Annotated in this window: 20 protein-coding genes; all 20 read left to right on the forward strand. The window is 33.9% G+C overall.

The window, feature by feature from the left end:
- Positions 1–440: 440 nt before the first annotated feature.
- A complete protein-coding gene (locus P3F81_RS01635) occupies positions 441–1,577 on the forward strand; it encodes an S-layer homology domain-containing protein (protein WP_147666957.1) in 1,137 nt (378 codons plus the stop codon).
- Positions 1,578–1,662: 85 nt separating this feature from the next.
- On the forward strand, positions 1,663–2,067 hold the full coding sequence (locus tag P3F81_RS01640) for a RuvC family protein (protein WP_147666955.1): 405 nt from the start codon (positions 1,663–1,665) through the stop codon (positions 2,065–2,067).
- 476 nt (positions 2,068–2,543) lie between these two features.
- Positions 2,544–3,890, forward strand: a complete 1,347-nt coding sequence (locus tag P3F81_RS01645; RefSeq protein WP_147666953.1) for an S-layer homology domain-containing protein — start codon at positions 2,544–2,546, stop codon at positions 3,888–3,890.
- 796 nt (positions 3,891–4,686) lie between these two features.
- On the forward strand, positions 4,687–5,949 hold the full coding sequence (locus tag P3F81_RS01650) for an S-layer homology domain-containing protein (protein WP_309320564.1): 1,263 nt from the start codon (positions 4,687–4,689) through the stop codon (positions 5,947–5,949).
- Between the two features lie 140 nt (positions 5,950–6,089).
- On the forward strand, positions 6,090–7,013 hold the full coding sequence (locus P3F81_RS01655; RefSeq protein ID WP_147666950.1) for a hypothetical protein: 924 nt from the start codon (positions 6,090–6,092) through the stop codon (positions 7,011–7,013).
- Between the two features lie 181 nt (positions 7,014–7,194).
- Entirely contained in the window at positions 7,195–8,715 is a 1,521-nt protein-coding gene (locus P3F81_RS01660; RefSeq protein WP_147666948.1) for an LPS-assembly protein LptD, read from the forward strand.
- A 24-nt stretch (positions 8,716–8,739) separates the two neighbouring features.
- Positions 8,740–9,732 carry a bifunctional heptose 7-phosphate kinase/heptose 1-phosphate adenyltransferase gene (locus P3F81_RS01665; protein WP_147666946.1) on the forward strand — a complete coding sequence of 331 codons (993 nt, stop codon included), beginning with the start codon at positions 8,740–8,742 and terminating at the stop codon, positions 9,730–9,732.
- A gap of 3 nt (positions 9,733–9,735) precedes the next feature.
- Complete coding sequence (gene rfaE2 / locus P3F81_RS01670) at positions 9,736–10,203, forward strand: D-glycero-beta-D-manno-heptose 1-phosphate adenylyltransferase (protein WP_147666944.1); 468 nt, start codon at positions 9,736–9,738, stop codon at positions 10,201–10,203.
- Positions 10,204–10,251: 48 nt separating this feature from the next.
- Positions 10,252–11,274, forward strand: a complete 1,023-nt coding sequence (locus tag P3F81_RS01675) for a glycosyltransferase family 9 protein (RefSeq protein ID WP_147666942.1) — start codon at positions 10,252–10,254, stop codon at positions 11,272–11,274.
- A gap of 14 nt (positions 11,275–11,288) precedes the next feature.
- Positions 11,289–11,864 carry a hypothetical protein gene (locus P3F81_RS01680; RefSeq protein WP_147666940.1) on the forward strand — a complete coding sequence of 192 codons (576 nt, stop codon included), beginning with the start codon at positions 11,289–11,291 and terminating at the stop codon, positions 11,862–11,864.
- Between the two features lie 13 nt (positions 11,865–11,877).
- The gene (locus P3F81_RS01685) at positions 11,878–12,987 is read left to right on the forward strand and encodes a glycosyltransferase (protein WP_147666938.1); all 1,110 of its coding nucleotides are present in this window, start codon (positions 11,878–11,880) and stop codon (positions 12,985–12,987) included.
- 29 nt (positions 12,988–13,016) lie between these two features.
- Positions 13,017–13,991, forward strand: a complete 975-nt coding sequence (locus P3F81_RS01690; RefSeq protein ID WP_147666936.1) for a glycosyltransferase family 9 protein — start codon at positions 13,017–13,019, stop codon at positions 13,989–13,991.
- An 8-nt stretch (positions 13,992–13,999) separates the two neighbouring features.
- Positions 14,000–15,079: a glycosyltransferase family 4 protein gene (locus P3F81_RS01695; protein ID WP_147666934.1), complete on the forward strand. Its 1,080-nt coding sequence runs from the start codon at positions 14,000–14,002 to the stop codon at positions 15,077–15,079.
- A gap of 15 nt (positions 15,080–15,094) precedes the next feature.
- Positions 15,095–16,111, forward strand: coding sequence for a glycosyltransferase (locus P3F81_RS01700; protein WP_147666932.1), 1,017 nt, complete (start codon positions 15,095–15,097; stop codon positions 16,109–16,111).
- A gap of 23 nt (positions 16,112–16,134) precedes the next feature.
- Positions 16,135–17,346 (forward strand): O-antigen ligase family protein, encoded by a 1,212-nt coding sequence (locus tag P3F81_RS01705; RefSeq protein WP_147666930.1) that lies wholly within the window; start codon positions 16,135–16,137, stop codon positions 17,344–17,346.
- A 32-nt stretch (positions 17,347–17,378) separates the two neighbouring features.
- Positions 17,379–17,948, forward strand: coding sequence for a D-sedoheptulose-7-phosphate isomerase (locus P3F81_RS01710; RefSeq protein WP_147666928.1), 570 nt, complete (start codon positions 17,379–17,381; stop codon positions 17,946–17,948).
- Complete coding sequence (gene rfaE1 / locus P3F81_RS01715) at positions 17,938–18,951, forward strand: D-glycero-beta-D-manno-heptose-7-phosphate kinase (protein ID WP_147666926.1); 1,014 nt, start codon at positions 17,938–17,940, stop codon at positions 18,949–18,951. Before P3F81_RS01710 ends, rfaE1 begins: the two co-directional genes overlap by 11 nt.
- A gap of 1 nt (position 18,952) precedes the next feature.
- Positions 18,953–19,957: a glycosyltransferase family 8 protein gene (locus tag P3F81_RS01720; RefSeq protein WP_147666924.1), complete on the forward strand. Its 1,005-nt coding sequence runs from the start codon at positions 18,953–18,955 to the stop codon at positions 19,955–19,957.
- A gap of 22 nt (positions 19,958–19,979) precedes the next feature.
- Complete coding sequence (locus P3F81_RS01725; protein WP_309320566.1) at positions 19,980–20,864, forward strand: WlaTC/HtrL family glycosyltransferase; 885 nt, start codon at positions 19,980–19,982, stop codon at positions 20,862–20,864.
- A gap of 156 nt (positions 20,865–21,020) precedes the next feature.
- Positions 21,021–22,991, forward strand: coding sequence for an LTA synthase family protein (locus tag P3F81_RS01730; protein ID WP_309320567.1), 1,971 nt, complete (start codon positions 21,021–21,023; stop codon positions 22,989–22,991).
- Positions 22,992–23,025: the final 34 nt, after the last annotated feature.

A 23,025-nucleotide genomic window follows, 5' to 3' on the forward strand; every position in this document is an offset into this window, starting at 1 on the left:
CTAGAAGGAGCTAACTTAGGTAAGAGTTGAATAGATTTATCTAGATATGTTAATTTTAAAGCTTTATCTTGAGTTTTGTCGAAATTGGTAAAAATTTAAACTAGACGGAAGTGAGTTTTGACGGTATAGTAAGTATATCGGGTGACCTGATACAAAAGAAAAATAAATTTAAAACATATTACGAAAAAGATTTGCAAAAATCTTTTTTAAAAAATCATGAATGACTGACTAGTCTACACACATATGACAATCCTACCGATGAATTTAATTTAGTCTACATACCTGCGAAATGCTGCAGGGACATAAAAGGGACTTAGTGAGTTGGAAGCTTTGAGGAAACGTGGATACTCGGAGTGGATGCCAATAAACGAAATACCTTGAATGTCGGTGCTTGCACCAGCAAAAAAACATTTAAATTTATTCAAGGGGGATTTCCGAAAATGAACAAAAAATTATTAAAGGTTGCCGTTACAAGTGCATTAACTGTTGCATTTGCTGTACCAGCATTTGCAAATCCATTCGTTGATGTATCTAAAGATCATTGGGCATATGATGCAGTTGTTGAGTTAGCTAAAGAAGGTGTAATTGAAGGTTATGGCGATAACACTTTCCGTGGTGAGCAAAACATTACTCGTTATGAAATGGCTCAAATGGTAGCAAAAGCTATGGATCAAGATCTAACTGGTGAACAAAAAGCCACTGTTGAAAAACTAGCGAGAGAATTTGCTAAAGAATTAAACTCTTTAGGTAAAGATGTTAAAAATCTTAAAGCTGAACAAGAACGTGTAAAAATTTCCGGTGATGCTCGTGTTCGTTATGGTTCTAACGATGAAAGCGACAAAACTGACTTCAGAGCACGTGTTACTCTTGACGGAAAAATTTCTGACAACTTAAAATTCAACACTCGTGTATCCAGTGGTGACATTAGTTATGACGAAAATAGTGAAGGCATCGTTTTAGATACTGCAAACTTAAGCTTTAATGCACTTGGCTTAGAAAATACAGTTGGTCGCCAAGACTTAACTTTAGGTACTGGTACAATCATTGACGATACAATGACTGGTATTAGCTCTGAAGTTGGCGGTTTAAAAGTATTCTATGGCAACCATGCATCTGAAGAACAAGACTTATTTGGTGCTGAATACGGTACTGAATTGTTTGGTGCAGATGTGAACCTTGATTATATGAAAGCTGATGCTAAACAAGGTGAAGATAAAGAGTTCTATGGCGTGAATACTTCTTTCGGTATCACAAAAAATATCAGCATGAACGCTGAATATGCAAAAGAAAATAAATCCGGTGATGATGCAGTAGCTTATGGTATCAAATTCGATAAATTAGGTTTATCTGCAACTTACAAAGATGTAGAATCTGGTGCAGCTACTAACTATGGTACACAAGCATACGATATCAATAACGTATCTTTCTTAAGTGAAGGTTACAAAGGTATGGAATACAAACTTGAAAGAGAATTAAATGAAAATACTCTATTCACTGTAAAATACCAAGACTTTGAAAACCAAGCTGGTACAAAAGATGATAACCGTACTTCTGCTTACTTGAATGTTAAATTCTAATTATTAAAAGAGTTAGTTTCTGAAAACAGCCGCCTTGCGATTGCAAGGTGGCTGTTTTATACTGTAGGCAGAGAGAGGTGAGTTGATGAATATTTTATCTATTGATCCAGGACGAGAAAAGAGCGGTGTAGCTATTTTAAATCAAGATGAAATTTTGCTGCATCAAGTAATAGAAAGTGAGATATTAATAGAATTTTGTATCGCAAATATCAAAAAATTTAAGATTTTAGCAATTGTTATTGGAGATGGAACCTCTTCAAAAGAAGCAATAAAAAATCTGAAAAATGAGATAAAGGAAATGCCTATTTATAAAATCAATGAGTATCGTACAACTGATGCGGCAAAAATTCGTTATTGGAAGGATAATCCCCCAAAGGGGTTGAAAAGATTTTTTCCTAAAGGTCTGTTAGTTCCTCCGCGCCCTATAGATGATTATGCAGCAATTATTTTAGGTGAACGATATTTGGAAAATAATAAAAAGAAAAAGTAGCAAAATAAATTTATTTTGCTACTTTTTCTTTTTATCCTATTTTGTCGAAAAAAGAAGAATGTAAATGACCTTTATTAAGTTTTTTAAGATTTAAAAACTTAAATAATGAGGTTTTTGGTGATAAATATGATTTTAAACTTGCTTTTTCGACAAAATGAATTATAATATAGATAAGATTTCGACAAAATATACATAATAAATTGACGAAAAAAGTCGAAAATTTATAAAATGTAGAAAAAAATATTAATTTAGGGTATTGTGTCGAAATATGAAATGGGTTATAATAAACCCGTAAAGAAAATACAGCACAGGATTTATATGGCTGTAAATGAAGAGTTTACATATTTGGGATTGAATTCAAGTAAGGAAATATAATTGAAGAGGAAACGTGGATACTCTTGAAACGTATTTTCTGAAAAAATTTTTTTCTGGAAACGAAACTCGAAAAAATAATTTATTTTGAGGGGGATTTTCTCATGAAAAAAACACTTGCTGCTGCAATTACTTCAGCATTAGTTATCGGCGTAGCTGGTACAACTTTTGCTGCTGCAAATCCATTTTCCGATGTAAAGGCTGATCATTGGTCTTTCGACGCTGTTGCTAAATTAGCACAAGAAGGCGTTATTGAAGGTTATGGCGACAACTCTTTCCGCGGTGATTCTCACATCACTCGTTATGAAATGGCTCAAATGGTAGCAAAAGCTATGGCAAAAGAAGACAAAGTGAATAAACAACAAAAAGCTATGATTGACAAATTGGCTGCAGAATATGCTGCAGAATTAGATAATCTTGGCGTTCGCGTTGCTAACTTAGAAAGCAAAATTGATAATGTAACTTGGAACGGACAACTTCGTCTTCGTACACAAAAATGGGAAACAGAAGGTTCAGATGCTGCTTCCCAAAATCAAGTGTATTACGATTTAAATCTATCTGCAAAAATTAATGATGCATGGACAGGTCATGTTGAATTAGAAGGCGAACGTGTAATGAATGGCGTGGAATCTAATCCAATGGCAGATGATGATGGTTATGCAACTTCTAATGTTTATGTAGAAGGTCCTTTATTTGGGGCAAATGCAAAAATTGGTAAATTTGATTCTTGGTCTGCACAAGGTCATGTATTAGATGATGCTATGCGTGGTATTGAATTAAACTATACTAGTGATAAATTAGATACTGTTATTAGAGCTGGACGTATAAACGGTGGTAACGATGATTACTATACTTGGCAACATGATAGAGGAGACAAAGGTGGAGACGGTTTAAATAACATGTCAGAACCAGCGAATTATGCAGCTATTGAATTTGATTATCGCACATCTCCTGCAACTACTTTACAATTAGGTTATCATCATTTAACATCTGCAAATAAATTTGCTACTGTAAATGGAACTTTTGATGGTATGAAAGATGATACAAATAATATCTTTACTGCTGGTTTCCAAACTAAATTAACTAATGATTTAAAATTAGATGCTATTTATGCTAAATCAAGTACTGACAGCAATGTTCCACAAACTGCTGATTCTTGGGGTTATAATTACGACGACAACGATGGTTATGCTGTTTATTTAAGATATAAAGGTGCTGATATTTCTGACAAAGGAAGTTATGGTATGTGGGTTGGATATTTTGATATTCCAATTTCTACAGTAATTTCTCCAACATACTATCTAGGTCATAGCTATGAAGCATTAGAAGTTGGTGTAGGTTACGTTCCTGCTGAAAACGTATTAGCAAAAGTTTACTACTGGGATGCAAAAGGTATTGGCGATACTCCAGATGCTGATATGTATCGTGCTCAAGTACAATTCTTCTTCTAATCCTAAAATTAAAAAATTATTGCGCGATAATTTTACAAGGCTCTTGCAGATGCAAGAGCCTTTTTTATTTAAAAAATAAAAAAAGTTTTTGGAAATTTTTTAAAATAAAATAAAATTTAAATTTTTATTATAAATTTAGAAAAACACCTTATCAATATTATGATTTTAGGTGTTTTTTTTTATTTTATAAATTTAAAATTCTTCATTAATATGTAAAAAAACTTTATTTCCATTTATGAAAATTAAATGGAAATAAATTGATTATATTTCCAAATTAAAAGAAGGAGTTTTATTTTAGTTGGAGAATCTTACAAAATCAAAGAGTTAAATTGCCAAATATAAGAAGTAAAAAGGAGCTCATTATAAATACTTTACAAAAAAGAAATATTTTAACATGAATAAAATTGCTTAAAAAGCAATAAATTGATATTGCTGGAATTTAAAATAAAAGTATAAAATTCAAATAAAAATAACATCATAATAAAAATTCCCAGTAAATTAAAGGATTTAAAGTATGTTTAATACATTTTATCAGTAAAATTCTAAAAAAAATATTTATTTCAAGTATTGCAAAAAAAATCTTTTAAATGTATAATATGCCATGTAAAAGCTTGGAAAGCTATTAGCGCGAAATATTCGCGTTATAATAGAGAGTTACATATTTTGGATAAATTGAAGAAGGAAATAATATTTGATGAGGAAACGTGGATACTCTTAAATTGAATTTCTAACTGAGATTTTTTCTGAAAATGAACTCAAAAAATAAAAAAATATTTATTTTAAGGGGGATTTTCTCATGAAAAAAACACTTGCTGCTGCAATCACTTCAGCACTAGTAATCGGTGCGGCTAGCACAACATTTGCTGCTGCAAATCCATTCTCTGATGTTGCAACTGACCATTGGTCTTTCGACGCTGTTGCTAAATTAGCTCAAGAAGGCGTTATCGAAGGTTATGGCGACAACACTTTCCGTGGTGATTCTCATATCACTCGTTATGAAATGGCTCAAATGGTAGCAAAAGCTATGGCTAAAGAAGACAAAGCTAATGCACAACAAAAAGCTATGATTGATAAATTAGCTGCTGAATATGCTGCTGAATTAGACAATCTTGGTGTTCGTGTAGCAAACTTAGAAGAAAAAGTTGGCAACGTAACTTGGGGTGGTAAAGTTCGTTTGCGTTTAATTTCTGATGATCCAAGTGATGGTGACAGAAACACTACAACTAGCCAATCATATGCTGAATTATGGGCAAATGCAAAAATTAATAGTGATTGGTCAGCTCATGTAAAAGTTACATCTGATCGCACAATGGATAAAGAGGAAACTCATTTAATTGGGAATGATGCTTCTTCTAACAATGTGTTTGTTGAGGGGCCTTTATTTGGTGCAGATGCTAAATTTGGTAAATTTGATGTATTTACAAACAACTATGGTTATGTAATGGATGATCCTATGACTGGTGCTCAATTGACTTGGAAAGGTGATAAACTTACAACTACTGTACGTGCAGGACGTTTAACAGATGAATTTTGGGTAAATGAAAAATATGATGATGCTGACAATTTCTTGGGTTATGACAATGCAGATACTCAATCCATTGAATTAACTTACGGGTTGAGCAATTCAGCGAATGTAAATGCTGCTTATTATAATGTATCAACTCAAAATTGGGATGATGAGAATCTTCACATTTGGACATTGGGATTTGACAGTAAACTAGGGGAAGATTGGAAAATTGATGCTGTTTATGCAAAATCTAATGCTGATGGAGACGATATCAAAGATAACGGTTATTCTGTAAACTTAACTTATAAAGGTGCTGATATCAAAACAGTAGGTTCTTATGACGTTTGGTTAGGATACCGTAACACTCCTGTTTCAACACAAATTAGCACAACTAACTTTGGTAAAAAAGATTATAAAGGTTGGGAACTTGGTTTTGATTACGTTCCTGCTGAAAATATTCAATTCCAAGCTAGATATTTTGATTCTAAAAATATCTACGATAGCGATATCAAAGATAAACAAGTTCGTGCGCAAGTTGAATTTTTCTTCTAATTTGAACGAACAAAAGGCAGTACTCGCTGGCTTTCGAAAGACTCCTGCATTTGCAGGAGTCTTTTTTATTTTCCTTTTTGCAGGATTTTCACGATTCATTTAGAATTATGATAGAAAAAGGAAATATAGGAGGAAAAGGAATGTTACGTAAACCAATTGCAGTATTACTTATGCTAGTATTTTGTTTTTCTAGTATAGCTTTAGCCGCGGAAAATAAAGCGGAAATGACGGTATTAGGAAAAGTTATTGCTGTTGAAAATGCATTTTATGGAAGTGAGCAAACTGGCTCACTATTAGAGCGTATCGGAAAATTGGAACGCGATTTATATGGTGCAGAAACAAATAATGCGATGGTAGCAAAAATGGATGCAATATATGATAATGTGTTTCATAATACAAGTGGACCATCTTTAATTATGAAAGCCAATTCTGTGGAATGGGCAATTATGCACGAGGTGTCAACGGCACCAATTAAAACTCGTATAGAACAAATGGAAATGATGATTCATGGCACAGCAAATATGGGATCGTATACAGAGCGACTAAGCTCTCTTATGCAACTATCATTTGTTGATGGTGATGTCACTTTAGTAAATAAATTTGTAGAACCAGATACATTGGTGAAAATAAAATTGGTTACTTCTATTGATAGTAAAACATCTCGCGTAGGAGATGCTGTGCATTATGTAGCTGCTGAAGATGTAGTTTATCAAGGGGCTTTATTAGTTGCAAAAGGAGCAGAGGGAACTGGCATAATTACAAAAGTTTCTCAAGCACAGAATTTTGGACGTGATGCAAAAATAGATATTGATTTTCAAAATATTACTACCCTTGATGGTACAAAAATGAACACTTTCCTAGGGGAAAAAGCGCAAAAAGAAACTGAAACAATGGTAATTGCAGCAGGTGCAACTGTGGCAGGACTCGCTATTTTGGGACCTGTAGGTATCGTGACTGGTGCCTTTGTTAAAGGGAAAAATATAGAAATTCCGGAAGGCACTGAAATATATATTCAAACGAAAAATGAGTCTTCTGTTGACGGAATTCAAATAGAGGCACTGTAATTTTGTCATTGATAAAATAGCCATACATATTTTGTGTATGGTTATTTTCTATTTACATATATTAACATAAGAGCTAAGAAGGAAATAGGCGATAATTGTAGAATAATAAATAGTTAATAAATTAACACTAATTAGATTTCTGCTAGGAAAATCCTAGATTAGAGTAGGAGTAATATTTATTATGAATAAGCCAGTAAAGGCATTGTGTGCAGCAATTACGTTGTCGATTTTTTTAGGAACAAGTGTAGTTGTTTTAGCAGCAGAAGAAATAAATGAAAATATTGATACAGTGCAAGAGGTAGAGATTGCAACAAGTCAGCAAAATACTTCAAAAAATCAAGACAATCATAAAGTAAAAAATAAAGATAAGAAAAGTAAAAAAAATGAGAATAAAAAAATAGAACAGGAAGCTGCTCCACCAGCCCCTGTATTTTTTGATGGGGATGATATTTCTTTTGATAGTAATAGTGGAGATGTTTACGCACGTGGAAATGTAATAATTATTCAAGAACCTGCGAAAATTATCACTGATGAAGTAGAAGGTAATACAAAAACAAATGAAGTTTGGATCAAAGATTGGGCAAATATAAAACAGCCGAATGTAGATTTAAATGGGCATGATATTTTTTATAACTATCAACAAAAGACCGGGAAAATGGGGAAAACTGATGGTGTTGTAGATAAAAAGTTCATTCATGGGGAGAATGTTGAAGTATCTCCAGAAATGATCACTATTTATAATGGAACTATCACAAAATGTCCTGCAAAGAAACCAGATTATCGTATTAGTGCTGAGAAAATTGAAGTTTGGCCAAATGATAAGCTGATTGCTTATAATGCGAAATTTTGGGTGAAAGATGTAGTAATTTATAGTACAAAGAAGTATACAACTGAAATAGGCGAAAATCGCGAAGATGCTGTTTTCCCAGAAATGGGGTATAATAGTAGTGATGGCTTCTTCATCAAGCAAACTTTTACTGAGCCAATAGGGGGAGAGGATTCTTCAGTATCAGCCTTTTTTGACTTTGGATACTATACAAAACATGAGTTGAAAAATAGTTATGGCTTTGTGCAGAGAAAGCCTAACTATACCTTGCTGTTACAACAAGGTCACTTTATGGATGATGATGATGAATGGATAAAAAAGGAGCCTGAGATTAAGTTTAATTATGCAACACAGCGTATTGGTGATGGCCCTTGGAAATATGATTTTGAAGCTATTTATGGTAAGTGGAAGGATGAAGATAAATCAAGTTGGCATCAAGACTATACGATTTATTTTTCTCGTGATGTGATAAAATTAAGTGACACCTTAAATCTTTATGTAGGAGCTGGGTATGAAATAGTTAGAGAAAGTTATGATCATTCTCAAACGAACAGTCTAAAGTATGATGTAACTTTTGTGAATAGATTTAGCGATAAGCTTACAGGCTGGTCAGGATATCACTATACGCAAAATAATAATAGTTTGTTTGATTATGACAGTACTGATGTAGCGAAAGAATTAGCAAGCGGAATAAACTATAAGCTTGATGATAAAAATTCTATTACGCTTGAGCAAAGTTATGATTTAGAAAATAAAAGAGTTGCAGATATGGATTATACATTATCTCATGATTTACATTGCTGGGGTATGGATATAACGTATCGAGAAAAACGTGATGAATGGAAATTTATGCTTAAGACAAAACATTGGTTCTAGAAAATTTGATGGGGTGCACAGCGAATGAAAGATGATTTAGTTGAAATAGTTGAGCAAATTCAAAGACAATGTATTTTGGTTATTGGGGATATGGTTGCAGATGTATATTTAGATGGAAGAATCTCAAGAATTTCGCGTGAGGCACCTGTACTTGTTCTTGAACAGGAAAAAGAAAATTTTGTTCCAGGCGGGGCTGCAAATGTTGTTCACAATGTGGCAACTTTGGGTGGCTTAGTTTGGGCTGTAGGTATATTGGGATCTGATGAGCAGGGGAGAGGCCTTCGGTTAGTATTGGAAGAGAAAGGTGTGAATACCGAAGGTCTTGTCCATGACAGTAGTCGATTAACGATTAGTAAAACTAGGGTTGTTGCTGGTGGGGCTGGAACGGTGAGTCAGCAAATTGTGCGAATTGATCGAGAAACAAAAGCTCCTTTAAGTCAATTTGTAGAGGCTGAATTGAGTAAAGTTCTAGCAGAATTACTACCTAAAGTTAAAGGCGTTGTGCTCAGCGATTATGGAAGTGGAACGATTACAGAAGCTTTGCGGAAACAGGTGATTGAATTCTGTGATAACAATGTGATTCCTTGTGTTGTGGATTCAAGATATGACTTGTTGTCCTTTAAAGGAGTACACTATATTAAACAAAATGATGCAGAAGCTGCAAAAGTTGCTGGATTTGAGATAACAAATGATGAACTTTTACTGAAAGCAGGAGCAATTATTTTAGAAAAAATGAATGCAAAAGGTGTGCTTATTACTCGTGGAAGTAAGGGTATGACGTTGTTTGAAAATAATGGAGCTATTCACCATGTTCCGGTAACGAATAAAAGTGAGGTATTCGATGTAAGTGGAGCTGGCGATACGGCGGTAGCGACGTTTATTTTATGTTTGGCATCAGGTGTAGAGCCTGTTCTAGCTGCGGAACTTGCTAATTTTGCTTCTGGAATTGCAGTGCGAAAGTTTGGTACAGCGGCGGTTACGGCGAAAGAATTAAAACAAGTGATAGGAGCGAATTGACAAATGTTAATACCTAGACGTGATATTGGTGTTCTTGCTGATCAGATTCATATGGCAAAACAAAAAATCGTATTTACTAATGGTTGTTTTGATATACTCCATGCAGGACATGTCCGTTATTTAAAGAATGCGAAGTGCTTTGGGGATGTTTTAATTATTGGGCTAAATAGTGATAAATCAGTGCGCGCGCTAAAAGGAATGGGGCGACCTGTGAATGGAGAACAAGATCGTGTTGAAGTTCTCGGAGCATTAAAACCTGTAGATTATGTTGTTTTGTTTGATGATGAAACAGCGGAATCATTGATTGAAGAAATTGAACCTGATATTTATGTAAAGGGTGGAGATTATACACTTGATACTTTGCCGGAAGCTAAGGTTGTAGAATCTTATGGTGGAGAAACCAAGCTAATTCCATTAGTCCCAGGGCGATCTTCAACTAATATTATTAATCGTATAAAAGCTTGTAAATAGAGTAATTAGACTAAACTTAAAATATTTCATAGGTTGAGGATTTTAGCTATGACAATAAATAATATTATGGTTGTAAAATTAAGCGCGATTGGCGATGTGATTCATGCATTGCCAGTTTCTTATGCAATAAAAGAAAGTTTTCCAAATTGTAGATTAACGTGGGTAGTTGAGCCACCTGCCTATGATTTATTAAGAAATAATCCATATATTGATAAAATTATTGTATTTGAAAAGAAAAAATTTAAATCATTGGGAGGGTTTTTGAAAAATATACCCTCTTTTTCTTCTGTTATACGGCAAGAAAAATATGATGTAGTTTTGGATTTACAAGGACTTGGGAAAAGTGCAGCTATTGCATATTTAAGTAATGCACCAATAAAATTAGGGTGTGCTAATATGCGTGAATTCAGTGGCTGGGTGAGCAAACCAGTTTGTGGGCGAAATCAAAATGGCCATATTGTTGAGCGTTATCTTGATGTAGCAAGGGAGCTTGGGTGCAAGGTGAATCAAGTGGTTTTCCCTGTGAAAATTACGCAAGAAGAATCTGAATTGGCAGAACGTATTGCTCAGCAGGCAGGAATGAATATTGAAAATAAATATGTTGTGTTAGCTGTTGGTGCAAATTGGCCGAATAAACGCTGGCCGACAAGTTATTATGCGAAACTGGTGGATTGGTTGTATGATAAAAATATCATTCCTGTTGTAATTGGCGGTGGAGTAGTAGATGATAGGCTTATCGCTGAAATTAACGAAAAGTCAGAAATCCCTCCAATTGATTTAGTTGGAAAAACGACATTGAAACAGTTAGCGTATTTAATAAAAAAATCCGTTGCCTTAGTCGGTGGTGATACAGGCCCAATGCATTTAGCGGCGGGGCTTGGAAAATCTGTAGTTGCATTAATGGGGCCGACAGACGCAAATCGTAATGGTCCATATGGACAATTGGGGAATATAATTGAAATAGATGCAGATTGTAAATATTGTTGGAAAAGAAAGTGTCCATTAGATAAAGATTGTTTAGCACAAATTAGCGTTGAACAAGTGAAAGAAAAATTAATTCATTTTATTTAGGAGATAGATTAGAGATGAAATTTGCTATTGTAGAAGGTACCGTTATTTTTAATAAGGAACAAAAACAAGAGATTGATCAAATTGCCGGTGATTTAATTAATATGGGACATGAAGTTGAGGTTTTTGTTGCGGAAGATTCGAAGTTTTGCAGTACCGCCAATGGCTTAGTAGTAAATAAACTTTCTGGTGTTTTTTCATATAATACGGAGAAAACTATATTAAACTCACTTTTTGTTTCTGTAAAGCGTGAATTATCTTTACGTTCTTTATATAATAAAGTAATGCAGATTGCAAAACCAAATAGATTTGATGCTGTAGTCTTCCCAGAAGCCACATGCTCTTATATGCGTGTACTCAGCATGCATGAGCTAAAACGAGGACAAGTGCCGATGGTTTTTATTATACAGGGATTAGTACCGCGGGATTGCAAAAATCTTGGGTCTTACTCAGATCGCCTATTATTAAAAACGAATATACGGATTGCAGTACCACGGTCAGGTAAATATGGATTTGAAGTTGCTGTTCCCAATATTGAACTGATTTATTCTAGAAAATTGGCTGAGCATATAGTAACTTTAGCAACGGATTAAATGGGGGAAAACCATGAATATTTTGATTTTATTTTCACAACCGTGGCGTGTTGGTGGTGCTGAAACACATACAGAAGCCTTAATTAAAGGACTTGTTGGACACGACGTTTATCTCGTTGTTAATCATGGAAGCGATGAAAAAAAACTGGGGAAAATAAAAGAACTGTATCCATATACTAAGATTACAAGGATTCAAACGCGCGGTGCAAATTTATTTAAGTGGCGACGAGACTTTCAAAAACTTTGTGCTTTAATTAAAGAGAAGCGTATCGAAATTATTAGTGCGCAACAGCGAACTTCTGGAATATGGGCTCATTTGCTAAAGCGAAACTTAAAAATTCCTTATACTGTTACGATGCATGACCCATGGCATCGGGCTTTTCTTAAACCTTTGTATGCAAACGTATTTTCAGAAGTGTTTGCTATTAGTGAGAATTTAGCAAATACCTTAGCGCAAGATTTTAAGATACCTAGAGAGTCGATTCATCTGATTAATAATGGAATTGATTTTTCTTCTTTTTATCCGCTAAATAAATATGCGTGTCGAGAAAAATTGGGATTAAGTGCAAATGATAAGATTATTTTACATGTAAGCCGATTAAGTAGGATAAAAGGTGCTGTATCACTACGTATTATTGAAGGTATGGAAAAGGTTCTCGAGCATTGTCCAACGGCAAAGTTGGTCATTATTGGTGAAGGTCCGTTACGTTTAGAGATAGAAAAGAAAATAAATGAGCTAAAAAGCAAATTTGAAAATCGGTTTGAAATTCATAATTTTGTAGATAATATTCTCGAATGGTATAATGCTTCAGACATTCTAGTTGGTGAGGGGCGTGTTGCAATGGAGACACTAGCCTGTGAAAAACCGATTGTAGCGATTCGCAATGCAGAATCATTTATTGGTGTAATCACCATGAAAAATATTGCCTATGCGTGTGATGTAAATTTTGATGGACGAGATAGGGATGCTTGTACTCAACAAGTGGCGCTAGAAATAGAAAAAGCTTTTGCTGTGACGAACGAGGAATGCAAGCAGATTGCAAACTATATTAAAACGCGTCTTAGTATTGAAACAATGGTAAACAAATATTTGACTGTATTTGAGAGCTTGACTAAAAAATAATGCGATTGTCGTATGTTTTGGAGTAAATGATGAGAAAAATTTTAGTTTTTAATCGGTTAGGAATTGGCGATGTCGTAGTTACGACACCTCTAGCACAATTGATAAAAGAAAATTTTGATGCAAAAGTTGGTTTTGTTGTGGCAGCGAAATCAGCAGATATATTAAAAAATCATGACTATATTGATGATGTTTTCCCTTATACAAAACGGACGAAACGAGAAGTCATTTCACAAATTAAAGCAAAATGTTATAATGAAGCAATTATTGTGGATGAAAGATTTAGCTCGTCACTCTTGGCTTGGAAATCAGGCGCAAAATTATTAAATGTAGGAAAAGAAATGTCTGTCGGGATAAAACGCATTTTTATTCGTAAACAACATGAATTACGCGCGAGTGAAGATTTTGGCAGTTATATAAAATTATTAAGTCCAACAATTCAATACAAAGGGATATTACCTAAAGTCGGTAATATGGATGAGACGAGAGCTGAGTATGTGAAGGATTGGTTGAATAAAATTTTTGCAATGAGTAAACAGCTAGTCTTGATCGTACCGCGAAGTGCAGCTGATAATAAAAATTGGCCGCGTGAATCTTTTGCTGAATTGAATCGTTATTTAAATCAACGAGGTGTTGTTCCTGCATATATTGGATCGCCGGCAGATAAAGAATATATTGATCAAATCGGCGGTAAAAAGTATAATGCGGCTGGTGAGTTATCACTCAGGGAATTGCCAGTCATCGCAAAAAAAGCTGCTTTTGCAGTCTCAGTTTGTACAGGACCACTACATATTATTGGAACCGCAAATATACCGATTTTAGCGATCTATGGACAAGGCGAGCCAAAACGATGGGCACCAGCGAGTGCGATTGTTGTACAAAGTAAATTGCCTTGTGTACCATGTCTAAGATTGGATTGCTCACAGCCAAAAGGACAAACGTGTATGGATGAGATTTTACCATCTAGATTAGTCGATATTATTGAAACTAATAAACTGCTTCAGTAGGTGAAGATATGGGGAAACGAATATTACTAGTTGTACCGCGTTTTAATATTGGTGGTGCTGAATCTTATGTATTAACGATTGCTTTAGCCTTAAGAAAGGCAGGTTTTATCGTTTTTGTTGCATCGGGTGGAGGGATGTTAGTAAAGCGATTAGAAGAAGTACAAATTAAACATTTTTTTGTACCAATTCGCTTGAATGCAAAGTTTGCAGCTACACTATTAAAGAGAATCGTTAAACGATATGAAATTGATATTATCCATGCGAATTCTGCCGCTGCTGGAATTGCAGCTGTTTTAGTGAAAAAAGAGATTTCTGTTCCAGTTGTTTACACTGCACACGGCGTGTTTGGGCATAATCAGGCAGAAATGACACTCAACGAATGTGATAAAATAATTTGTGTAAGTGAATTCGTTCGTGAGTCAGCAATTTCACGTGGATTTAATAAAGATAAATTAGTTACAATTTATAATGGAATAGATATTGACAAATTTAATCCTAAAAAGGAAAATAATAATATTATTAGAAATAAATTTAATATACCCGAAGCTGCCTTCACGATTGCGATTGTATCACGTATCAAGAATTTGCGGGATAAGGGACACGGAGATTTACTCAATATATTAAACCGTTATAAAGATGCTGAGAATTGGCATCTACTTGTGATTGGTAAAGGTAAAGCTCTTTGGAAATTAAGGTATGAGTCGTGGAGGCTGGGAATCAGCGATCGCGTACATTTAGCTGGACATATTGTCGATGTACAGAAAGTTTTAGATGGCATTGATGTAGTGGCTTTGCCCTCACAATTTGAAACTTTTGGTTTGGTTTTGACCGAAGCAATGGCAATGGAAAAACCGGTAATTACTTATGCTGTAGGTGGCACACCTGAGGTATTGGAAAATGGGAAAGAAGGTTTTCTCGTTGGGAAAAATAATTTGGATGCATTATTTGAACGATTAAAATTTTTATCCAAAGCAAATGAAGAAAGGCTTGTTATGGGGCAAGCAGGGCGAAATCGCGTTGTAGAATATTTTACAAGTGAAGTGATGCTTGAAAAGTTGTTACGACTCTACTCGGAATTAAAGAGATAATTTGGATGTGAAACAATGAAACAAAAAATTTTAAACATCGTATCTGGTGCAAAATCAGGAGCATTAAATGTCGCTGTAACTATTGGTGATTTTCTAAAATGCGAAGGATTTGAAGTAAAGCTGATCTTGCGAAAGTATAATAAAGCAGGGATAGCTGAAGCTGATGTAATAAAAGATTGTTGTACTGTAGATTATATTTATTGCTTGGCAAAGCTTATTGATGCAGAAAAACCTGATATTATTATGGTGCATGGATATAGTACGCACTTATGGACAAAACTTGCATTATTAAAAGCAAATCACAGAGCGAGGCTAATTCATATTGAGCATAATGTAGAACGTTATACAAAGTTTAGGGCGTATTTATTAAAAAAATTAGATTGTTGTACGGAAAAATATATTTGTGTCTCAGAAGGCGTTGCAAATTCGTTGCGAAAGTTTAATCTTCCAGATGAAAAGATACAAGTGATTTATAATGGAATTGATATAAACAAATTTGCGATAGAAAAGCAACCTCACTCTGAATTTACAATTGGTATGGTCGCGCGTTTTACGAAGCAGAAAGATCAAATGACACTGATAAAAGCAGTAGAAATACTTACCAAAATAAAAAAAATCCCAGTAAAGTTAATTTTAATGGGAGAAGGAAAGTTAAAGGAACAATGCATGGAATATGTAAAAAAACATAATTTAGCAGAAACTATTTCCTTTGAAACAGGTTTTTTTACGGATTTAATTCCAAGGATTGATTTATTTGTTTTATCGACACATTATGAAGGCTTGCCGCTGGTTTTGTGCGAAGCTATGGCTGCAAAATTGCCAGTGATAGCAACCAATGTGGCTGGTGTAAATGAAATTGTAATTTCGAAAGAAACAGGTATGTTAGTAAAGGAAAATAACAGCGTAGATTTAGCTGAAAAAATAGAAGAAGCAAGGCAGGGAAAAAACTTATACATAGAAAAAGCTTATCAAAAAGTAAATGAGCAATTTTCTTTTAAAAATATGTGCGAAGAATATAAAAAAATTATTTAAATTAGTAAAAAGGGGTTATTTATTTGAGTTCTAATATTGGAAAATTGGATAGATATATATATATTATTATATGCTTATTTGCTGTTACTTCATGTATTAATAATGTCATTGCGAATAATATATTAGCAATTGGAGTTTTACTTGGAATAATAAGATGTTACAAAGAACGACTAAATATAAAAATTTACAAGGGATATATACAGGCAATACTAATTTTTTTTGGATTTATATTTATTTCTATTTTTGTTAGTCCGGATATATTAAAATCATCAAAAGAGTTTTGGCGATACTTTAATAGAATGTTTGCATTTTTATTAATTTTATTTTTTGCTCGAGAAAAGAAGCAAATATTAACTATTTTTTTTGCTTTTTTACTTTCTATGTTTATTAATAATTTGTATGCTGCTTATAAGGGAGCTTTTTTTATCTATAATGGTGTACAAAATATGCGTATAACTGGATTTGAAAATGGCATCATAATTTTTGCTGGACATTTATTAATTATGTTACCAATTTTATTCATTTTAATATTTAACAAGCAAATAAAGAACAAAGGATATTTAAAATATATCCTTTTAGCATTTATTATTAGTTTTATTGCATTATTAGAAAATGGAACGAGAATAGCATGGCTTGCGATGGGGATTATTTTACCATTAATCTTTATTTTAAAAGTGCAAAATCTTAAAAAAATTTTATTTACGGGTTGTATTGGTTTGCTCTTTGTGGGAATATTCGTTTATATGAGTCCTTTTTTACAAACGAGATTATATAGTTTTATTGATTATAAAAACACATCTAATCAGGGGCATTATATGATTGCTCGGGATTCGATAGAATTGATAAAAGATAATCCAATAATGGGAGTCGGATTAGGGCGTTATAAAGAAGTTTTTAATGAGGAGTATCGATCAGAAGAGCACTTTAGATTAGAGGATGGATTTACACCTCATGCTCATAATAATACCTTAACACTTTGGGCAGAAACAGGAATTTTTGGTTGTATGACCTTTTGGTATATGTATTTGTCTTTTTTATATTATAGTTTTAGAAGATGGCTAAAAGAAAAAAATGATTCAGATCTAATGTTTTTTATGATAACATTAGCTACAGTTTTACAAGGAATAACAGACTATAGCTTTGGCTTAAATCAAGTGGTGAAAATTTATTTCTGTATGTTAGCTATATATTTAAATTATCAAATATATGAAAAGCAAGTGGAAACAATTAAATAAAATTTTTGAATCAAAATATGGAGATTATGCAAATGGATTTTAAAGCAATAATAAGGGAACATCAAGAGACTGTTGAACAATTGCTTCAGCAATCTATTCCTACAATAGAGAACATTGCAAAAAAATGTAGTGATGCATTGAAAGATGGTCATATGATATTTTTATGTGGTAATGGGGGAAGTGCAGCAGATTGCCAACATATTGCAGCTGAATTAGTCGGTAGATTTGTAAATGAGCGTTGCAGTTTGCCAGCGATTGCATTAACTACAGATACATCAAATTTAACAGCAATTGCCAATGATTATGGGTATGAATATGTATTTGCACGTCAAGTAGAATCTTTAGTGCGTGAAGGTGACGTTGTTATTGGAATTTCTACTTCTGGAAATAGCAAAAACATTGTACGAGCTTTTGAAGTTGCAAAAGAAAAGGGAGCAACCCTTATTGGTATGACTGGAAAAAAGGATGGAGAAATTGAAAGACTGGCGGATATTTGTTTAAAAGTTCCATCGATAGTTACTGCAAGAATTCAAGAATGTCATATTATGGTTGGTCATATGATTTGTGCCTATATTGACGAGGTGATTGGGCTTGAACCGTAAAGAAATCTTAGCAACAAAGGAATTTGTTTTAGGTAAAGTTAATCAGTGTAGAATTCTTGTTGTAGGCGATGTGATGCTTGATAAATATTATTTTGGGGAAGTTAAGCGCATTTCTCCAGAGGCGCCAGTGCCGATTACTCGCGTAATTAGACAAAAGGAAGCATTAGGTGGTGCAGCAAATGTTGCACACAATTTATCTTTATTAGGTTGCCAGACTTTTTTAGCTGGAATTGTTGGTGATGATATACATTGCCTGAGTCTTGAGAATGAGTTGAAAAAAGAAAAAATTTATGCAGGTGGACTTATCAAAACAAAACGTCCGACCACAACAAAATTGCGTGTGATGGGCGGTCATCAACAAATGCTCAGATTGGACTTTGAAGAAAATCATGCTTTAGAAACTGAATATGAAATAAGTTTGATTCAATATATTTCTGATTTACTCAAGAAAGGAATAAATTGTGTAATTATTTCGGATTATGCAAAGGGCGTTTGCACGTATAGTTTTTGTCAACAAATAATCCAATTATCTGCGATGCATCAAGTGCCTGTAATTATAGATCCTAAAGGAGATAATTGGAGTAAATATAAAAATGCAGATTACTTAACGCCTAACTTAAAAGAACTTAATGAAGTTTTAGTGGAGTCAATTATAAATGAAGACGAGGCGGTTAAAACATCAGGGCAAATTGTAAAACGCAAATTTAAGATTAAGAATATTATTGTTACGCGTTCTGAACGTGGACTAAGTTTAATTGGAAATAGGCAAGTTGTCCATATTCCAACGGTTGCACAAGAAGTTTTTGATGTATCTGGTGCGGGGGATACGGTAATCGCAGTATTTGGGGCATCAATTAGTGCAGGACTTTCGCCTAAAGTGGCTGCATCTTTAGCGAATATAGCAGCTGGAATTGTTGTGGGTAAATTAGGAACGTATGCAGTTAGTCAAGAAGAGTTATTGCAGAAATTAGAGGAATTAACTAGAGTGGAAAAAGGGGAATAAAATGGATTTTTCATTTTTGGATGATGCCATAAAAAAACGTGAATGTATTACTTATACAGATACAGAGCCGAAAATAAATGATAATGTGTTTCATATTGCGTATGGAATTGATGCGAATTTTGTTCGCCCAATGGGAGTGGCAATGACATCCATCGTTGAAAATAATCAAGAATCTGAATTCGTTTTTCATGTATTAACTGATGGATTAGATGATGAAGGAAAAGCTTCATTGCGGGAATTTGCAAAGCAATATAAACAGCATATTTTTTTATACTATATAAATAGTATTGTATTTGATCGTTTGCCATCGACTGCACATTTTACAAAAGCAACCTATAATCGCTTTTTGTTACCCAAAGCCTTAGCGAAAATTGCAAAACGAGTTATTTATTTAGATGCTGATATTTTATGTCTTGCCAATTTTACGGATCTGTTGAATTTAGATTTTAAAGATAAAGTTGTTAGTGTTGTTCATGATATAGATGCAGTTGCAAAACGGCAAATTCGCAGTTTAGGTTTAAAGGAAAATCAATATTTTAATGCCGGATTCCTTTATATTGATATAGAAGCATGGAATCGTGAACACATATCGGAAAAAGCTTTAGAGGTATCTTTTGCACGGTTAGGGCAGCTTGACTGGCTTGATCAAGATGCTCTGAATATTGTCTTAGAGGGAAAAGTCCAATATATTGATCAAAAATACGATTATATTTTTGATTTGGGAGGAAATAAATCTATAGAAAATTTGCCTCAAAATACGGTTTTTGTACATTATGCAGGAAGGTTTAAGCCTTGGCACGAATGGTGTATGCATCCATTAAAGGATGATTTTATACATTATGCTGTATTATCTCCATGGGCAGATGTTCCATTGGTACAACCGCAAAGCTATAAAGATATGAAGAAAATGGCGAAGTCATATTTTTACTACAACAAAGTTATCGATGGGTTGCTATGGTACGCAAAATATTCATTATATAAAATAAAAGCTAAAATAGGTATGTAATATGTACGATGGAGTGGATTTCATGGAAGAAGAGATTACATTAGTCACGGCTTATTTTGATATTGGTCGCGGTGAATGGGGAAAGTTTAAACGTGGCGATAACAAATATATTTCGTACTTTAAACTTTGGGCAAGAATGAAGAATAAACTAATTGTTTATACCAATGCTGAAGTTGCCAAAGAAGTATTGGCGATTCGAGAATCTTATGGCTTGAGAGATCAAACGCAAGTTATTGTTGTTGATGATGTTAGAAGTTGTGACATGGATATTTATCAAAAAATAGAAAAAACAATGCAGCATCCTGTATCGAGAAGATTTCATCGACATCCAAATTATCCAGAATCTTTTTCCCCTATTTTTAATTATGTAGTTTTGTTAAAACCTTATTTTGTCGCTGATGCGGTAAAGCGTAATTTAGTTACTGGGACCGCTGCTTGGATTGATTTTGGCTTTAACCATGGGGGGGAATTATTTTATAAGGCGGAAGAATTTGATTACATATGGAAGTATGATTTTACTGATAAAATACATATTTTTACTGCACGTGAATTAGATGATGAACCTATATTTCAAGTTGTGAAATATATGGATGTTTACATACGAGGAAATTTAATTATTGCTCAGGATTATCATTGGGCGGAGTTATGGCAGCTATGGCGTAATGCAATGGTATCTTTAACAGATGTTGGTTTGTCAGACGACGATCAGACGATTAGCTTAATGGCATATCGGGCTAAGCCTGAATTATTTGAGGCGCATTATATGCAGACTTGGTGTTTACCATTAAAATTATATGGTGGGGAACATTTTACGATGCGTGAAGAAAAAAAACGTAGTAAAGTAAGTTTGTTTTTCCGTAACTTAGAAAAAAAAGTAAAACTAAAATTACGAGAACATGATTTATAACTCGGAATAAGATTTTTCCCACAGCTACAGGCGGCGGGAACTGTAACTAGGTGGATATTACCTCCTGCCTCGTTGAAACGTCGAGTGGTAGGTTTTCCAGAGGAAAACTTTGAACAATGACGTTATAAGTTTTTTGATGAAATGAGTAGAGTTAAAATGAAGTGGACGAATTTTTTTAATCAATTACAACAAGATTTAAAAGTATTTTTTAGTATTTGGCTGTTGCTTTGTTTATTTCGTATCGGATTTATCTTATGTATGAATCGCTATATTAGTCCTAGTTCAGATTGGACGGATTTTGTTTTAAATTTTTACTATGGAATGAAAATGAGTTTAAAAAGTGCGGGGGTAGCTTTATTATTTACATTTTTATTTTCAACACTGCCACAACTTGTACTAAACAGAACAAATTTTCAATATATCCGCTATTTTATAGGAAATGTGTTTATCATACTTATCTGCATATTATTTATGGCAAGATTTGCTTTCTATGAAGAATTCCATGTTGGTTTTAATCAATTTGTTTTTAACGCAGTGAATGATGATATGCAGGCATTGTTTATGACGATAATTGATCAGTATCAGTTGGTATGGCGCTTGGCAGGTGCTATATTATTCTCGGGGATTTTTATTTGGCTGTTCAAACGTATTTTAGCTTTACCTGTTTATCAATGGACAGGTAGTAGCGTAAAATGGCGAGAATATGGAAAACGTATTGGAGTTGTTACCACATTTATATTATTTGCATTATTTATTCGCTTCGGGGGAAGCTTTAGTTACGCATCGTCGCTTCATTGGGAAAATTGTGCGAAAACAAAAGATGATTTTCTGAATGAAATGATTCTTGATGATATCCAAGCGATGTATCGTGGTTATAGTATCAATGAGCGAATTACCCATGGCATTATGACAGGCGTAGAAAAAGATAAGATAAAGGTATTTGCCGCACAAATGAATCAAGGGGATACCGCCGGGGAAAAACTAGAGGATTGTTTATTACATAAAGCAAATGGTGCTGTGATTGAAAGGCCAAATAAAATTTTTATTATCGTCGGTGAAAGCTATGCGCAATGGCCTCTATTGGAAAAGTATAAAGAGTTAAATTTATACCCCAACTTACGCAAGTTAATGCTGCAAGAGAATGCAGATAGTGTCTCGACCTTCTTACCAAATGGGGCCTTCACACCTATGGCTGTAAATGCGCTTATTAGTGGATTGTCTGATGTAAACATTTATCCCAATCAGCAGGCTGAATCCTATAAATCTGTTTATGCATCAGGTTTAGCTCCACAAATGAAAAAACTAGGCTATAAAACAGAGTTTTGGTATGCTGGATTTAGTTCATGGGAACGTATTAAGGATTTTGCACTAGCGCAGGGTTTTGATTCATTTTATAGCTGTTCTGACTACCCTTATGAAAAAGGCAATGTTTGGGGAGCTGATGATCGGTTTATGTTTCAAGCGGTGACTAAAAAAATTCAAGCTGAAAATGAGCCTATGGTATCTGTGATTTTAACTGTTTCAAACCATGCTCCTTATAGTGTAGATTTAGTAAGTGAGGGATTTCCAAAAGAAGCGGTTCGTTCGTTGTTACCGGAAGAGTGCCGCCAAAATGAAGATTTATTGAATAGATTAGGACATCTTTGGTATACGGATAAAATGATTGGTGAATTTATTGAAAAAACTGAACGTCAATATCCTGACAGTCTATTTATTATTACTGGAGATCATGCAGACCGAACGAATATTGAGGATAAGCCTAGTTTATATGAACGCTATACTATACCTTTTGTCATATATGGAAAAGGTGTACATAAAGGTTTATTAGGAGAAAATATTGCAGGAAGTCATGTGAATATTATTCCGACACTAATTGAATTAATTGCACCAAAAGATTTTGCTTACTACGCGGTTTCGGATAGTTTAACAGAAGATGCACCAGTAGGATTTAACCATAATCTTTGGATTACATCTAAAGCAATCGGGAAGATTGAGGATGATACTGTAGAAATATTACAAAATGCCAATGTTAATATAGAGAACGAACATGAAAAAGCAATGGATGAAATGCATCGAATGAGAACGATTTCCTGGTGGAGAACGATGAAGGGAAATGATTTAAATTAATAAAAGAACGCAAACAAAAAATGTTTGCGTTCTT

This window comes from Selenobaculum gibii (assembly GCF_030273445.1).
GTDB lineage: Bacteria > Bacillota > Negativicutes > ICN-92133 > ICN-92133 > Selenobaculum > Selenobaculum gibii.

Excerpts from the sequence above, each read along its gene's own strand:
- P3F81_RS01680 (WP_147666940.1), top strand. The coding sequence starts at position 11,289 with ATGAAATTTGCTATTGTAGAAGGTACCGTTATTTTTAATAAGGAACAA.
- P3F81_RS01710 (WP_147666928.1), top strand. The coding sequence starts at position 17,379 with ATGGATTTTAAAGCAATAATAAGGGAACATCAAGAGACTGTTGAACAA.
- P3F81_RS01640 (WP_147666955.1), top strand. The coding sequence starts at position 1,663 with ATGAATATTTTATCTATTGATCCAGGACGAGAAAAGAGCGGTGTAGCT.
- P3F81_RS01720 (WP_147666924.1), top strand. The coding sequence starts at position 18,953 with ATGGATTTTTCATTTTTGGATGATGCCATAAAAAAACGTGAATGTATT.
- P3F81_RS01730 (WP_309320567.1), top strand. The coding sequence starts at position 21,021 with ATGAAGTGGACGAATTTTTTTAATCAATTACAACAAGATTTAAAAGTA.
- P3F81_RS01695 (WP_147666934.1), top strand. The coding sequence starts at position 14,000 with ATGGGGAAACGAATATTACTAGTTGTACCGCGTTTTAATATTGGTGGT.
- P3F81_RS01650 (WP_309320564.1), top strand. The coding sequence starts at position 4,687 with ATGAAAAAAACACTTGCTGCTGCAATCACTTCAGCACTAGTAATCGGT.
- P3F81_RS01660 (WP_147666948.1), top strand. The coding sequence starts at position 7,195 with ATGAATAAGCCAGTAAAGGCATTGTGTGCAGCAATTACGTTGTCGATT.
- P3F81_RS01690 (WP_147666936.1), top strand. The coding sequence starts at position 13,017 with ATGAGAAAAATTTTAGTTTTTAATCGGTTAGGAATTGGCGATGTCGTA.
- P3F81_RS01700 (WP_147666932.1), top strand. The coding sequence starts at position 15,095 with ATGAAACAAAAAATTTTAAACATCGTATCTGGTGCAAAATCAGGAGCA.
- P3F81_RS01685 (WP_147666938.1), top strand. The coding sequence starts at position 11,878 with ATGAATATTTTGATTTTATTTTCACAACCGTGGCGTGTTGGTGGTGCT.
- P3F81_RS01655 (WP_147666950.1), top strand. The coding sequence starts at position 6,090 with ATGTTACGTAAACCAATTGCAGTATTACTTATGCTAGTATTTTGTTTT.
- rfaE2 (WP_147666944.1), top strand. The coding sequence starts at position 9,736 with ATGTTAATACCTAGACGTGATATTGGTGTTCTTGCTGATCAGATTCAT.
- P3F81_RS01665 (WP_147666946.1), top strand. The coding sequence starts at position 8,740 with ATGAAAGATGATTTAGTTGAAATAGTTGAGCAAATTCAAAGACAATGT.
- P3F81_RS01645 (WP_147666953.1), top strand. The coding sequence starts at position 2,544 with ATGAAAAAAACACTTGCTGCTGCAATTACTTCAGCATTAGTTATCGGC.
- P3F81_RS01675 (WP_147666942.1), top strand. The coding sequence starts at position 10,252 with ATGACAATAAATAATATTATGGTTGTAAAATTAAGCGCGATTGGCGAT.
- P3F81_RS01635 (WP_147666957.1), top strand. The coding sequence starts at position 441 with ATGAACAAAAAATTATTAAAGGTTGCCGTTACAAGTGCATTAACTGTT.
- P3F81_RS01725 (WP_309320566.1), top strand. The coding sequence starts at position 19,980 with ATGGAAGAAGAGATTACATTAGTCACGGCTTATTTTGATATTGGTCGC.